General features: G+C 57.0%; 10 protein-coding genes. 3 read left to right on the top strand and 7 right to left on the bottom strand.

The window, feature by feature from the left end:
- Position 1: 1 nt before the first annotated feature.
- The 3 genes from glpC to glpA are packed head-to-tail and all read right to left on the bottom strand — an operon-like array spanning position 2 to position 4,024.
- The gene (glpC, locus tag FHC51_RS20695; RefSeq protein ID WP_220436495.1) at positions 2-1,192 is read right to left on the bottom strand and encodes an anaerobic glycerol-3-phosphate dehydrogenase subunit GlpC; all 1,191 of its coding nucleotides are present in this window, start codon (positions 1,190-1,192) and stop codon (positions 2-4) included.
- Entirely contained in the window at positions 1,189-2,406 is a 1,218-nt protein-coding gene (gene glpB / locus FHC51_RS20690) for a glycerol-3-phosphate dehydrogenase subunit GlpB (RefSeq protein ID WP_220436494.1), read from the bottom strand. Before glpB ends, glpC begins: the two co-directional genes overlap by 4 nt.
- Positions 2,396-4,024: an anaerobic glycerol-3-phosphate dehydrogenase subunit A gene (gene glpA / locus FHC51_RS20685; protein WP_220436493.1), complete on the bottom strand. Its 1,629-nt coding sequence runs from the start codon at positions 4,022-4,024 to the stop codon at positions 2,396-2,398. The genes glpB and glpA overlap by 11 nt, the downstream gene beginning before the upstream one ends.
- 250 nt (positions 4,025-4,274) lie before the next feature.
- Between glpA and glpT the strand changes: the two genes are divergently transcribed.
- Together glpT and glpQ are read left to right on the top strand one after the other, a co-directional pair.
- The gene (glpT, locus tag FHC51_RS20680) at positions 4,275-5,627 is read left to right on the top strand and encodes a glycerol-3-phosphate transporter (protein ID WP_103825121.1); all 1,353 of its coding nucleotides are present in this window, start codon (positions 4,275-4,277) and stop codon (positions 5,625-5,627) included.
- Positions 5,628-5,638: 11 nt separating this feature from the next.
- A complete protein-coding gene (gene glpQ / locus FHC51_RS20675; protein ID WP_220436492.1) occupies positions 5,639-6,694 on the top strand; it encodes a glycerophosphodiester phosphodiesterase in 1,056 nt (351 codons plus the stop codon).
- A gap of 89 nt (positions 6,695-6,783) precedes the next feature.
- Here glpQ and yfaE read toward each other — a convergent pair whose 3' ends face one another.
- The 4 genes from yfaE to ubiG all read right to left on the bottom strand — a co-directional run bounded on the left by yfaE (position 6,784) and on the right by ubiG (position 11,598).
- Positions 6,784-7,038 (bottom strand): class I ribonucleotide reductase maintenance protein YfaE, encoded by a 255-nt coding sequence (yfaE, locus tag FHC51_RS20670; RefSeq protein ID WP_103180417.1) that lies wholly within the window; start codon positions 7,036-7,038, stop codon positions 6,784-6,786.
- Entirely contained in the window at positions 7,038-8,168 is a 1,131-nt protein-coding gene (gene nrdB / locus FHC51_RS20665) for a class Ia ribonucleoside-diphosphate reductase subunit beta (RefSeq protein WP_220436491.1), read from the bottom strand. The genes yfaE and nrdB overlap by 1 nt, the downstream gene beginning before the upstream one ends.
- A gap of 81 nt (positions 8,169-8,249) precedes the next feature.
- Positions 8,250-10,535 carry a class 1a ribonucleoside-diphosphate reductase subunit alpha gene (gene nrdA / locus FHC51_RS20660; protein WP_103825117.1) on the bottom strand — a complete coding sequence of 762 codons (2,286 nt, stop codon included), beginning with the start codon at positions 10,533-10,535 and terminating at the stop codon, positions 8,250-8,252.
- Between the two features lie 328 nt (positions 10,536-10,863).
- Positions 10,864-11,598, bottom strand: a complete 735-nt coding sequence (gene ubiG / locus FHC51_RS20655) for a bifunctional 2-polyprenyl-6-hydroxyphenol methylase/3-demethylubiquinol 3-O-methyltransferase UbiG (protein ID WP_220436490.1) — start codon at positions 11,596-11,598, stop codon at positions 10,864-10,866.
- Between the two features lie 132 nt (positions 11,599-11,730).
- On the opposite strand from ubiG, the gene gyrA reads away from it, so the two are divergent.
- Positions 11,731-14,367: a DNA topoisomerase (ATP-hydrolyzing) subunit A gene (gene gyrA, locus FHC51_RS20650; protein WP_220436489.1), complete on the top strand. Its 2,637-nt coding sequence runs from the start codon at positions 11,731-11,733 to the stop codon at positions 14,365-14,367.
- Positions 14,368-14,492: the final 125 nt, after the last annotated feature.

Raw genomic sequence — 14,492 nt, 5'->3', positions numbered from 1 at the left:
GCTAACCCAACGCCTTCGCCAGCAGTGTGATGGGATGTTCGCAGCGCTTGCTGGTGGACATCTCTATCTGCCACTTGCAGGTTTCGCAGTCGGTCACCACGAGATCGGCGCCGCTCTCCTCAATCTGGCGGAACAGCGGCGCGCCAATCGCCTGTGATGTTTCGTAATTTTCACGCTTAAAGCCGTACGTCCCCGCAATGCCGCAGCAGCGCGAATCCAGTACCGTCAGCGCCAGCCCTGGAATTAACCGCAACAGTTCCAGCGTGTAGAGCGACCAGCCCATTTTTTCCATATGGCACGGCGTGTGGTAGACCACTTTCAGGGGTAAATTTTTCAGCGGTAGCGTCTGTCCGCTGTCCAGCTTGCGCCACAGGAAACGCGTTGCCAGCTCAATCTTTTCGCGCAGGCCGGTATTGTCCACGTCCAGCAGGTGCGGATACTCATCCCGCAGCGTGAAGGTGCAGGTCGAGGAGGTGGCCAGCACCGGAATGCCTTTATCAACGATGGCCTCGCGCAGCGACGAGACGTTGCTTTCGGCCTGTTTGCGCGCTTTATCGGTAAACCCGTTGGCGATCAGCGGCACGCCACAGCACTTCTCCTTACTCAGCAACTGCACCCCTGTACCCATGGCGTTCAGCACTTTCAGCAGATCTTTGCCCAACTGCGGGTGGTTGTAATTCACGTAGCAGCCATGGAAGAACGCCACCTGGTCGGCATACCGCGCCTGTTCCGCCGCCACCGATTTGTACCAGCGGCGGAAGGTGCCGTGGGAATATTTAGGCAGGCTGCGGTGATGGTCGATCTTTAGCGTGGCATCCAGCAGCTGGCGCACCGGTTTCAGCGAGGTCGCGGCGTTCACCAGCGGGGCAAACGGCGTGGAGACGCTGCCCATCAGGTCGGTATAGCTGAGAATGGCATCGCGCAGCGACGGTTTTTGCGTGCTATAGCGTGCCCGGGCGCGCTGAATGATGTCGCCGATTTTCACATCCGACGGGCAGGCGACTTCACAGCGTTTGCAGTTGATGCAGTATTTCAGCGCGTCATCGTACAGCGCGCCGTCCTTCAGACGCAGGCGCTCGCCGTCCGGCCCGGCCTGTTTCGGACCGGGATAGCGCGGGTTAACGCCGCTGACCGGGCAGACGGTGGTGCAGACCGTGCATTTGATGCAGCTTTCAAAGCGGGTGTCGTTCATTGTGCAGCCTCCGTGCGCTGGCAAATCTGCTCTGCCACATAGAGCGCCGTTATGGCGCAGACGCCGCCGCCGCAGCCCTGGGCGATAGGATCGTATCCGCCCAAAAGCGAACCGATGGCGTAGAGATTCGGTACTGACTTTCCTGAAAGTTGCGGATGCAGCTGGTTATCCACGATTACGCCGAACTGCTGCCACGGCTGCGGGTTGAAGAAATCGCTTTGATACCAGTCCGCGCGGGAGGCACTCTGGCTGACATCCAGCCCCATAATCGCCTCGCGAATGCCGTCCCGGCTGCTCAGCAGGCCGTTGCTGAAGAAACTGCCGCTTGCCAGCACCGCGTAACGCGTACGAAGCGGAATGTCGTCGTGGTTGCGGGTCCAGATTTTGCTCATCGCGCCGTCAGTCAGGGTGATTTTTTTCACCTCATCGCCCGCCATCCACACGCCTCCCTGGGCCACAAACTGGCGCTGAAGCTGGGTATGCAGGCGAATGCCGGGCACGGACGGGGGAAGCGTTGGCAGCAGGCCGAGCGAACAGGGCAGGCGGTCGGAGATCCAGCGCCACAGAAGGTTGTCCTGTAAGCCAAAACAGGCGGGCATAAAGAGCGCATCGTATCCCTTTGCAAGCGGTTTGAGCGCTTCAAGCAGCTGAGGCCATTTCTCTTCGTTATCGAGAAAACGGGCAATATTCACCGCGCGAAACTCGCTGGGGTTATCGCGCAGGACATCAAGCTCGGGCAGCTCAATCTCTGTTGTTTCAGCGTTGATACCCTGGCGACTGAGCGAGGCGGCCGCCAGATGGGGCTGAAAATCCAGAAAACCGCTAATGCCCACCACCCGCACGCGCGTGGCCTTGAACGGGGCAACGGGTACCTCCTCCGGGCTGAGCCAGGCGGAACGCAGGGTGCCGAGCGGCGTGACGCGCTGATGATTTTGCCTGGCGCTGCCCTGCATGCGTGCGCCACACTCAGCCAGTAACGCTTCGGCTTCCAGCGCAAAGCGCTCAACATTATGCGCGCCAGTCAGATGATAGGGATGCTCCGGCGGCAGCGTATCGCGGTAAGTATCGTCCAGCAGATCCAGCGAGCCCGACGAGAAGTGCAGGGCGCTCTGGCCCCGGGTGATGATGGCGCAGCGCAGCCCCTGCTTCGTGAGTTTGATGCCACAGAGCAGACCCGCCAGCCCGCCGCCGACGATCACGGTGTCAAATTTCATCGCGTTGCTCCTTCTCCAGACCGCAAAGCCCCTGGTACACCCAGCGGGTAAATTCGCTTTCACGCAGGGCATCGCCCCAAGCGACAGGCTGAATGCCTTTCCAGCGCTCGTTCAGAAAATCGCTGAGCTGATCGAGCGACTGGGTGGCGGTGGTGGTATGAAAACGCTGCAACAGCCCGGCGGCACGGCAGGCACACAGCTCCCCCTGGCAGGTGCCCATCCCGACGCGGGTACGGCGGCGGAGATCGAGCAGGCTATTCACCGTCAGATTCTCCACCGCGTATTGCACTTCCCCGGCGGTAACGGCTTCGCATTCGCATACCAGACTGCGGCTCAGTCGTCCTTCGCCGAGCCAGACCGGTGTTCTGTCGCCATGGCGATAGACGGCCGAACCGCGCAGGGGGGCGGGCAGGGAGATAATTTTTTGTACTGTTTTCTCGGTGGACTGGCGCGAGCCGGGCAGGGGCTGGTCTGCGGTCACGCACGGTGCGGTATTGCCCAGTTTGCGGCAGACGGCATCCGTCGCCCATTCGGCCATCAGACGGTAGGTCATCAATTTACCGCCAGTGATGGTGATGAAGCCGTCCAGCCCGTCGCGCGCGGCATGGTCAAGCAGCACAATGCCGCGGCTGACATTGCGTCCGCTCGGGTCGTCATCGCTGGCGACAAGCGGACGCACCCCTGCGTAAGCGCGCAGAATACGCGTCTGGGCCATCACCGGCGCCAGTTTTTCCCCTTCGCGCAGCAGGATGTCCACCTCTTCTGCGGTGACCCGATTGTAATCAATCTCGCGGTAGTCCACCTGGGTGGAGGTGGTGCCGATTAACGAAATGGTATCGCCCGGTACGAGGATGTCGGCATCAGACGGTTTGCGGCAGCGGTTGATGACATGGTTGTTAATGCGGTGGTCGAGGATCAGCAGCGAGCCTTTGGCCGGAAACATGCGCACAGAGAGATCGGCGTATTCCGCGATGCGCTGCCCCCAGATCCCCGCCGCGTTGACTACCACGGCGGCATACAGCTCGCTCTGTTCATTGTACTGCGTATCCAGGACCCGCACGCCTTTGATGCGATGCCCCTCACGGATAAGCCCGGTGACCTGATGGCCGGTCAGGATCCGCGCGCTATGCTCGCGGGCGTCCAGCATGTTGGCCGCCGTCAGGCGAAACGGATCCACGGTGCCGTCCGGGACTTTTACTGCACCCGTCAGTGCCGGATTAACCGAAGGTTCGATGCGGCGTGCTAGGGCCGGGTCAATGGCTTGCGCCTGAATGCCCGCGGCCTGGCAGGCGGTAATGAAGGTTGACTGAAAGGCAATATCGTCTTCGGGAAGCGTAATAAACAGACCGTCGGTGGGCTCAATGCAGTGACGGGCAATGCGCCGGAGGATCTGGTTTTCGGCGATACATTCGCGTGCCGATTCGCCGTCGGTGACGGCGTAGCGGGCGCCGCTGTGCAGCAGACCATGATTGCGCCCGGTGGCGCCCGTTGCAATATCATGGCGCTCCAGAAGCGTGACGCTCAGCCCCCTGAGCGCACAGTCGCGGGCGATGCCAGCGCCGGTCGCGCCCCCGCCAATGATAATCACATCGCTATAGCGTGGATCGTGAATTGTCATTGCCAACCCTCTGTGTTCGTTTTATCTCATTTAGCCACATAAAAACTGTGGTTTGTTTGATATCGAACGCAAACGAGCGAAATTCGAAAGCGAAACGTGATTTCATGCGCTTTTTTGCGCATTCTGTCATATTTCTGTAACAATCTGTGCGTTGATTCACAGTAACAATTACCGTGATTTCTTAACATCCCCGCCTCTCTGGCCGGGCGCGTGTTGTCCGGTCATTTTTTGAAAGGCCACGGAGGCTGTTATGCTCAGTATCTTTAAACCTGCGCCACATCGGGCGCGACTGCCAGAGGCAGAGATAGACCCTCTTTACCGCCGTCTGCGTTGGCAAATCTTCATGGGGATTTTCTTTGGCTATGCGGCGTACTATCTGGTACGTAAAAACTTCGCGCTTGCCATGCCGTACCTGGTGGAGCAGGGCTTCTCACGCGGCGATCTCGGTTTCGCGCTGTCGGGGATCTCTATCGCCTACGGTTTTTCGAAATTCATTATGGGGTCAGTGTCGGATCGCTCGAATCCGCGCGTGTTCCTGCCCGCCGGTCTGATCCTGGCGGCAGCGGTCATGCTGTTCATGGGCTTTGTGCCGTGGGCGACCTCCAGTATCGCCATTATGTTTGTGCTGCTGTTCCTCTGCGGCTGGTTCCAGGGGATGGGGTGGCCACCGTGCGGACGCACCATGGTGCACTGGTGGTCGCAGAAAGAGCGCGGCGGTATCGTGTCGGTATGGAATTGCGCCCATAACGTGGGCGGCGGGCTTCCACCGCTGCTGTTCCTGCTGGGGATGGCCTGGTTCAACGACTGGCACGCCGCGCTCTATATGCCAGCTTTTGGGGCAATCCTGGTGGCGATTATCGCCTTTGCGCTGATGCGCGACACGCCGCAGTCCTGCGGTTTGCCGCCGATTGAAGAGTACAAGAACGACTATCCGGATGATTACAGCGAGAAGCATGAAGAAGAGCTGACGGCAAAGCAGATCTTCATGAAGTACGTGTTGCCGAATAAACTGCTGTGGTACATCGCGGTGGCGAACGTGTTCGTCTACCTGCTGCGTTACGGCATCCTCGACTGGTCACCGACCTACCTGAAAGAGGTGAAGCACTTTGCGCTGGATAAATCCTCCTGGGCCTACTTCCTGTATGAATACGCCGGGATCCCGGGGACGCTGATTTGCGGCTGGATGTCGGACAAAGTGTTTAAGGGCAACCGTGGCGCGACGGGCGTCTTCTTTATGACCCTCGTGACCATTGCCACCGTCGTCTACTGGCTCAACCCGCCGGGCAACCCGGGCGTGGACATGGCCTGTATGATCGTCATCGGCTTCCTGATTTATGGCCCTGTTATGCTGATTGGTCTGCATGCCCTGGAACTGGCACCGAAAAAAGCGGCAGGTACGGCGGCAGGCTTTACCGGTCTGTTCGGCTACCTGGGCGGTTCGGTCGCGGCGAGCGCTATTGTGGGCTATACCGTTGACTTCTTCGGCTGGGACGGCGGCTTTATGGTGATGATCGGCGGCAGCGTGCTGGCGGTACTGCTGCTGATTGTGGTCATGATCGGTGAAAAACGTCACCACGCGGAAGTGCTGGCGCGTCGTCAATAAGGAGCACTGCTATGAAATTAACGCAAATCGCGACCGGTCTGCTGCTGGCGGGCCTGATGTCCGGCTCCGCCCTGGCGGCGGATAAAATCGTTATTGCCCATCGCGGCGCAAGCGGCTATCTGCCGGAGCATACGCTGCCGGCGAAAGCGATGGCCTATGCGCAGGGGGCCGATTATCTGGAGCAGGATCTGGTGATGACGAAGGACGACCAGCTGGTCGTCCTGCATGACCACTATCTTGACCGGGTGACCGATGTGGCGGATCGTTTCCCGTACCGCGCCCGAAAAGATGGCCGTTTTTACGCCATTGACTTCACTCTGGATGAAATCCGCTCTCTGAATTTTACCGAGGGCTTTGAGATTGAAAACGGTAAGAAGGTGCAGGTTTACCCCGGACGTGTCCCGATGGGTAAATCGGACTTCCGCATCCATACCTTCCAGGAGGAGATTGAGTTTGTTCAGGGACTGAACCACTCGACCGGCAAACATATCGGTATCTACCCGGAAATCAAAGCGCCGTGGTTCCACCATCAGGAAGGGAAGGATATCGCCGCGAAAACGCTGGAGGTGCTGAAACAGTACGGCTACACCAGCAAGAAGGACAAAGTTTACCTCCAGTGTTTTGATGCCGCGGAACTGAAGCGCATCAAAACCGAGCTGGAGCCAAAGATGGGGATGGATCTCAATCTGGTCCAGTTGATCGCTTATACCGACTGGAATGAAACCCAGGAGAAACAGGCAGACGGCAAGTGGGTAAACTACAACTACGACTGGATGTTTAAGCCGGGCGCGATGAAGCAGATCGCGCAGTACGCCGACGGGATCGGGCCGGATTACCACATGCTGGTGGCGGAAGGTTCATCCCCGGGCCACGTGAAGCTGACGGCGATGGTGAAAGAGGCTCACGCCAGCAAGATGCAGGTGCATCCGTATACGGTGCGTGCTGACCAGTTGCCGCCGTATGCCACGGATGTGAATCAGCTTTACGAGGTGTTATATAAGCAGGCGGATGTGGACGGGTTGTTTACGGATTTCCCGGATAAAGCGGTGAGCTTTTTGAAGAATTAACGCTGAAATTGCCGGGTGGCGGCTGCGCCTTACCCGGCCTACGGACTGCGGTTTTGTAGGCCGGGTAAGCGAAGCGCCACCCGGCACAATCACATCTCGATCTCTATATCCCCTTTTGCCCGGCAGCAGCAGGGCAAAATTTCACCGTCGTTGATGAAAGCCAGCGGTTCGGTTATCCAGTCAACCTGACCGGTCACCAGACGACAGCGGCAGGAGCCGCAATAGCCCTCGCGGCACTGGTATTCAACGGCAATCTGGTGGGATTCCAGCGCAATAAGCAGGGAGGGGTGCTCTTCCTGGCACAGAAGCTCTGTGCCAGAAAGACGAAGCGTTACGCGGCTCATCAGAGCTGGAAGTCGCTCAAATCGTCGGTGTTGACTTCGGAGTCAATCTGACCGACCAGGTAGGAGCTCACTTCCACTTCCTGTGGGGCAACCTGCACGTTGTCAGAGACCAGCCAGGTGTTGATCCACGGGATCGGGTTGGAGCGGGTCTGGAACGGCAGATCCAGGCCGACCGCCTGCATGCGGATATTGGTGATGTACTCTACGTACTGGCAGAGAATATCTTTGTTCAGGCCGATCATGGAGCCGCCCTGGAACAGGTATTCCGCCCACTCTTTCTCCTGCTGTGCCGCCTGAACAAACAGGTCATAGCTCTCCTGCTTGCACTCTTCCGCAATCTCGGCCATCTCCGGATCGTCAGCGCCGCTGCGCAGCAGATTCAGCATATGCTGGGTGCCGGTCAGATGCAGGGCTTCATCGCGGGCGATGAGGCGAATGATTTTGGCGTTGCCTTCCATCAGCTCGCGTTCCGCAAAGGCGAAGGAGCAGGCGAAGCTGACGTAGAAGCGGATCGCTTCCAGCGCGTTCACGCTCATCAGGCACAGGTAGAGCTTTTTCTTCAGTTCACGCAGGTTCACGGTGACGGTTTTGCCGTTCACGCTGTGCGTACCTTCGCCCAGCAGATGCCAGTAGCTGGTCAATTCGATCAGATCGTCGTAGAAGTGGGAGATGCCTTCGGCACGCTTCAGGATCTGTTCGTTGGTGACGATATCATCGAAGACAATCGCCGGATCGTTGACGATGTTACGGATGATGTGGGTATAGGAGCGGGAGTGGATCGTCTCGGAAAACGCCCACGTCTCGACCCAGGTCTCCAGCTCCGGGATGGAGATCAGCGGCAGCAGCGCCACGTTCGGGCTACGTCCCTGAATGGAGTCCAGCAGCGTCTGATACTTCAGGTTGCTGAGGAAGATGTGCTTTTCGTGTTCCGGCAGCGCCTGGAAATCGATGCGGTCGCGTGAAACGTCAACTTCTTCCGGACGCCAGAAGAAAGAGAGTTGCTTTTCAATCAGCTTTTCGAAGATGTCATATTTTTGCTGATCGTAGCGCGCCACGTTGACCGGCTGGCCGAAGAACATCGGCTCTTTGAGCTGGTCGTTTTTCGTCTGTGAAAAGGTGGTGTATGCCATGAGTATGTCCTGTGAGAGATTTTGTAGATCGGGCAAACAAAATCGTAGGCCGGGTAAGCGTAGCGCCACCCGGCATTTACATTAAATCTTACATGCGCCGCTTTCGCAGCCATCATCCTGAATGGACGGGGCCAGATCGTCCTGCGCATCTTCCGCACCGTCGCGGGTGTTTTGATAGTACAGGGTCTTCACGCCAAATTTGTAGGCGGTGAGCAGGTCTTTCAGCAGCTGCTGCATCGGCACTTTTCCGGACGGGAAGCGTGACGGATCGTAGTTGGTGTTGGCAGAGATCGACTGGTCGATAAACTTCTGCATGATCCCTACCAGTTGCAGGTAGCCGTCGTTATTTGGCATCTCCCACAGCAGCTCGTAGTTGTTTTTCAGCAGCTCATAATCCGGCACCACCTGGCGCAGGATCCCATCTTTCGACGCTTTGATGCTGACATGACCGCGCGGCGGCTCAATACCGTTGGTGGCGTTAGAGATCTGCGAGGAGGTCTCAGACGGCATCAGGGCAGAGAGCGTGGAGTTACGCAGGCCGTGGGTCTTGATGGACTCGCGCAGGCCTTCCCAGTCAAGGTGCAGCGGCTCGTTGGCGATCGCATCCAGGTCTTTCTTATAGGTGTCGATCGGCAGAATGCCTTTGGAATAGGTGGTTTCATTGAACCACGGGCAGGCGCCTTGCTCGATAGCCAGTTCGTTCGAGGCTTTCAGCAGGTAGTACTGAATGGCTTCGAAGGTCTGGTGCGTCAGGTTGTTAGCGCTGCCGTCGGAGTAGCGTTTGCCGTTTTTCGCCAGCCAGTAGGCATAGTTAATGACGCCAATGCCCAGGGTACGACGACCCATCGCACCACGTTTTGCCGCCGGGATTGGGTAATCCTGGTAATCCAGCAGCGCATCCAGGGCGCGAACCGCCAGCACCGCCAGCTCTTCCAGCTCGTCGAGGCTGTTGATCGCACCCAGGTTGAACGCAGAGAGCGTACACAGGGCGATTTCGCCGTTTTCGTCGTTCACATCTTCCAGCGGTTTGGTCGGCAGGGCGATCTCCAGACACAGGTTGGACTGGCGCACTGGCGCAACGACCGGATCGAACGGGCTGTGGGTGTTGCAGTGGTCAACGTTCTGGATGTAGATACGGCCGGTAGAGGCGCGTTCCTGCATCATCAGGGAGAACAGTTCAACCGCTTTCACACGCTGTTTACGGATGCTATCGTCTTTTTCATATTTGCTGTACAGACGCTCGAACTCATCCTGATCGGCAAAGAAGGCATCATACAGGCCCGGGACGTCGGACGGGCTGAAGAGGGTAATATCTTCACCTTTCAGCAGACGGGTATACATCAGCTTGTTGATCTGTACGCCGTAGTCCATGTGACGCACGCGGTTGCCTTCCACGCCACGGTTGTTTTTCAGCACCAGCAGGCTTTCTACTTCCAGATGCCACATCGGGTAGAAGAGGGTGGCTGCACCGCCACGCACGCCGCCCTGAGAGCAGGATTTCACCGCGGTCTGGAAGTGTTTGTAGAACGGGATACAGCCGGTGTGGAACGCTTCACCGCCACGAATCGGGCTGCCCAGCGCACGAATGCGACCGGCGTTGATGCCGATACCGGCACGCTGGGAAACGTATTTCACAATCGCGCTGGAGGTCGCGTTGATGGAATCCAGGCTGTCGCCGCACTCGATCAGCACACAGGAGCTGAACTGGCGGGTTGGGGTGCGAACGCCGGACATGATTGGCGTTGGCAGAGAAATTTTAAAGGTGGAAACCGCATCGTAGAAACGCTTCACATATTCCAGACGGGTTTCACGCGGGTAGTTCGAGAACAGGCAGGCCGCCACCAGAATGTAGAGGAACTGGGCGCTCTCGTAGATCTCGCCGGTCACGCGGTTCTGGACCAGGTATTTCCCTTCCAGCTGTTTCACCGCGGCGTAGGAGAAGTTCATATCACGCCAGTGATCGATAAACCCGTCCATCTGCTTGAACTCTTCTTCCGTATAGTCTTCCAGCAGATGCGTGTCGTACTTGCCAAGCTCGACCATCTTCACCACATGATCGAACAGCGCTGGCGGCTCAAACTGACCGTAGGCTTTTTTACGCAGGTGGAAAATCGCCAGACGGGCAGCGAGGTACTGATAATCCGGCGCGTCGCGGGAGATGAGATCCGCCGCGGCTTTGATAATGGTTTCGTGGATATCAGACGTTTTGATGCCGTCATAGAACTGGATATGGGAGCGCAGTTCAACCTGGGAGATCGATACGTTATTCAGCCCTTCTGCTGCCCAGTCGAGAACTCGATGGATTTTGTCCAGATTGATACGCTCGGTGGTACCGTCGCGCTTTGTCACCAGCAGACTCTGATTCATGTGGGTTTTTACCTGTCCGTGAAAAAAAGAAATATCCCCCGTTTATCCACAGGTTGTTGTGGATAAATACTATATATAGGGGTTTCGCATTAAGCATAACGCAAGATGGTGAGTATTCTAGTAAGGATTCTTTTGAGTACAAGAGTTGATTTTGAGGTTAAATTGAGGTTGTCAAAGCGTAAAAAAGCGTAAGTCCTCGTACCGTAAGGCCTGGACGACATGTCAATATTCCAGAAAAAAAAATGAAAATTTGATCGACTGCTGATTTCTTCAACGGGTGGTCAAAAATGCGCAACAAACTGCTGCGCATTCGTCAGAAAAAGAGTAATTACTCTTGCTCATTTTTGGCGGTGGTATGGAGCATATAGTTAACGTCCACGCCTGGCGCCAGTTTGAATTTGTCGGTCAGGGGATTGTAGTGCAGGCCGGTCATATGCTGCTCTTTCAGGCTGGTGCCGTCGACCCAGCTCAGTAATTCCGCCGGCTTGATGAATTTTTTCACATCGTGCGTGCCTTTTGGCACCATCCGCAGCACGTACTCCGCGCCGACCACCGCCATCAGCCAGGCTTTGCCGTTGCGGTTGATGGTAGAGAAGAACACCTGACCGCCCGGTTTCACCAGCGCGGCACAGGCTTTCACCACCGATTGCGGATCGGGAACATGCTCCAGCATCTCCATGCAGGTGACAACATCGTACTGGTGGGCGTGCTCCGCCGCGTGGGCTTCAACCGTTTCCTGCACGTAGTCGACCTGCACACCGGACTCCAGCGCATGAAGGCGGGCGACCTGCAGAGGTTCAAATCCCATATCCAGGCCCGTAACGGTTGCCCCTTCGCGCGCCATGCTCTCAGCGAGGATGCCACCGCCGCAGCCAACGTCCAGCACCTTCTTACCGAACAGACCGCCGGAGCGCTCCGCGATATAGCCCAGACGCAGGGGGTTAATGCGGTGCAGGGGTTTAAACTCACCTTCGAGATCCCACCATCGCGACGCCACCGCTTCGAATTTAGCGATCTCTTCATGGTCAACGTTGTGAGCCACCGGGGATTTTTCCGCATTCATGGACGCTTTTACTCCGTAATTTAAAGACGAGGAAGTATATCAGGATAACAAAGCAAATTAGTTTAAACCTAAGCGGGTGTGTTATAATTTCCGACCTTTGAATCCGGGATACAGTAGAGGGATAGCGGTTAGATGAGCGACCTTGCGAGAGAAATTACACCGGTTAACATCGAGGAAGAGCTGAAGAGCTCCTATCTGGATTATGCGATGTCGGTCATTGTTGGCCGTGCGCTGCCGGATGTCCGCGATGGACTTAAGCCGGTACACCGTCGCGTACTATACGCCATGAACGTATTGGGCAATGACTGGAATAAAGCGTACAAAAAATCTGCCCGTGTCGTTGGTGACGTAATCGGTAAATACCATCCTCATGGTGACTCCGCGGTGTACGACACCATCGTCCGTATGGCGCAGCCGTTCTCGCTGCGTTACATGCTGGTTGATGGTCAGGGTAACTTCGGTTCTATCGACGGCGACTCCGCTGCGGCAATGCGTTATACGGAAATCCGCCTGGCGAAGATTGCCCATGAGCTGATGGCCGATCTGGAAAAAGAGACGGTAGATTTTGTCGACAACTATGACGGCACGGAAAAAATTCCTGACGTTATGCCGACGAAGATCCCTAACCTTCTGGTAAACGGTTCGTCCGGTATCGCCGTAGGTATGGCGACCAACATTCCACCGCACAACATCACCGAAGTGATTAACGGCTGCCTGGCCTATATCGACGATGAAGAGATCAGCATTGAAGGGCTGATGGAACACATCCCGGGCCCGGACTTCCCGACCGCAGCGATTATTAATGGCCGTCGCGGTATCGAAGAAGCCTACCGTACCGGTCGCGGCAAGATCTATATTCGTGCCCGCGCCGAAGTGGAAGCGGATGCCAAATCTGGCCGTGAGACCATTATTGTCCACGAAATTCCGTATCAGGTGAACAAAGCGCGCCTGATCGAGAAGATTGCCGAGCTGGTTAAAGAGAAACGTATTGAAGGTATCAGCGCGCTGCGTGATGAGTCTGACAAAGACGGCATGCGTATCGTGATTGAAATCAAACGCGACGCGGTAGGGGAAGTAGTACTTAACAACCTCTACTCCCTGACGCAGCTTCAGGTCTCCTTCGGTATTAACATGGTGGCACTGCACCATGGTCAGCCGAAGATCATGAACCTGAAAGATATTCTGAGCGCGTTCGTGCGTCACCGCCGCGAAGTGGTGACCCGCCGGACTATTTTCGAACTGCGTAAAGCCCGCGATCGTGCGCACATCCTTGAAGCGCTGGCGGTAGCCCTGGCAAACATCGATCCGATCATCGAGCTGATCCGTCGTGCGCCAACCCCTGCCGAAGCGAAAGCGGGCCTGATCGCGCAGCCGTGGGATCTGGGCAACGTCTCTGCGATGCTGGAACGTGCCGGCGACGATGCCGCGCGTCCTGAGTGGCTGGAGCCGCAGTACGGTATTCGCGAGGGCAAATACTGGCTGACCGAACAGCAGGCCCAGGCGATTCTGGATCTGCGTCTGCAGAAACTGACCGGCCTTGAGCATGAAAAACTGCTCGACGAGTACAAAGAGCTGCTGGAGCAGATCGCTGAGCTGCTGCACATTCTGGGCAGCGCCGATCGTCTGATGGAAGTAATCCGCGAGGAGCTGGAGCTGGTCCGGGATCAGTTCGGCGACGAGCGTCGCACGGAAATTACGGCCAACTCCGCAGATATCAACATCGAAGACCTGATCAACCAGGAAGATGTTGTAGTTACCCTGTCTCACCAGGGCTACGTGAAGTACCAGCCGTTAACCGATTACGAAGCACAGCGTCGTGGCGGCAAAGGCAAGTCAGCGGCACGTATTAAAGAAGAAGACTTTATCGACCGCCTGCTGGTGGCCAACACCCACGACACCATCCTCTGCTTCTCCAGCCGGGGCCGTCTGTACTGGATGAAGGTCTATCAGCTGCCGGAAGCGAGCCGTGGCGCTCGTGGACGTCCAATCGTCAACCTGTTGCCGCTGGAACAAAACGAACGTATTACGGCGATCCTGCCGGTTCGCGAATACGCTGAAGGGGTGAACGTCTTTATGGCGACCGCCAGCGGCACGGTGAAGAAAACCGCTCTGACCGAGTTCAGCCGCCCACGTTCTGCCGGCATTATCGCCGTCAACCTGAACGAAGGCGATGAACTGATTGGCGTGGATCTGACCTCCGGCTCCGACGAAGTGATGCTCTTCTCTGCCGCCGGTAAAGTGGTGCGCTTCAAAGAGAACGCGGTGCGCGCCATGGGCCGTACGGCGACCGGTGTCCGCGGGATCAGACTGGCGGGTGAAGACAGCGTGGTCTCCCTGATTGTTCCACGTGGCGAAGGCGCAATCCTCACCGTCACCCAGAATGGTTACGGTAAGCGTACTGCCCAGGACGAATATCCAACCAAGTCCCGTGGCACCCAGGGCGTTATCTCGATCAAAGTCACCGAGCGCAACGGTTCCGTTGTTGGCGCGGTACAGGTCGATGATGCCGACCAGATCATGATGATCACCGATGCCGGTACGCTGGTGCGTACCCGCGTATCGGAAATCAGCGTGGTGGGCCGTAACACCCAGGGCGTGATCCTCATCCGTACCGCGGAAGATGAAAACGTGGTGGGTCTGCAGCGTGTTGCTGAGCCAGTGGATGACGAAGAGCTCGACTCTATCGACGGTAGCGTGGCAGAAGGTGACGATGAAATCGCGCCGGAAGCGGAAATCGACGATGATGCGGCAGATGATGCCGAAGAGTAATCTCTTCTGATGACAAAGGGCCGGTTTCCGGCCCTTTTCTTTTGTCGCGGCGCTGAATTGCAGACAACCGAACGTTGCGACGGCGGCGATTTACCGCTACCTTAACCCATTCCTTGTGAACCTGA

Origin of the sequence: Leclercia sp. EC_58, from assembly GCF_019584355.1 — a bacterium.
In the GTDB taxonomy this organism is placed as follows: Bacteria; Pseudomonadota; Gammaproteobacteria; order Enterobacterales; family Enterobacteriaceae; genus Enterobacter.
The sequence above is the reverse complement of the archived record's forward strand: the minus strand, read 5'-3'. Positions and strand labels throughout refer to the sequence as shown.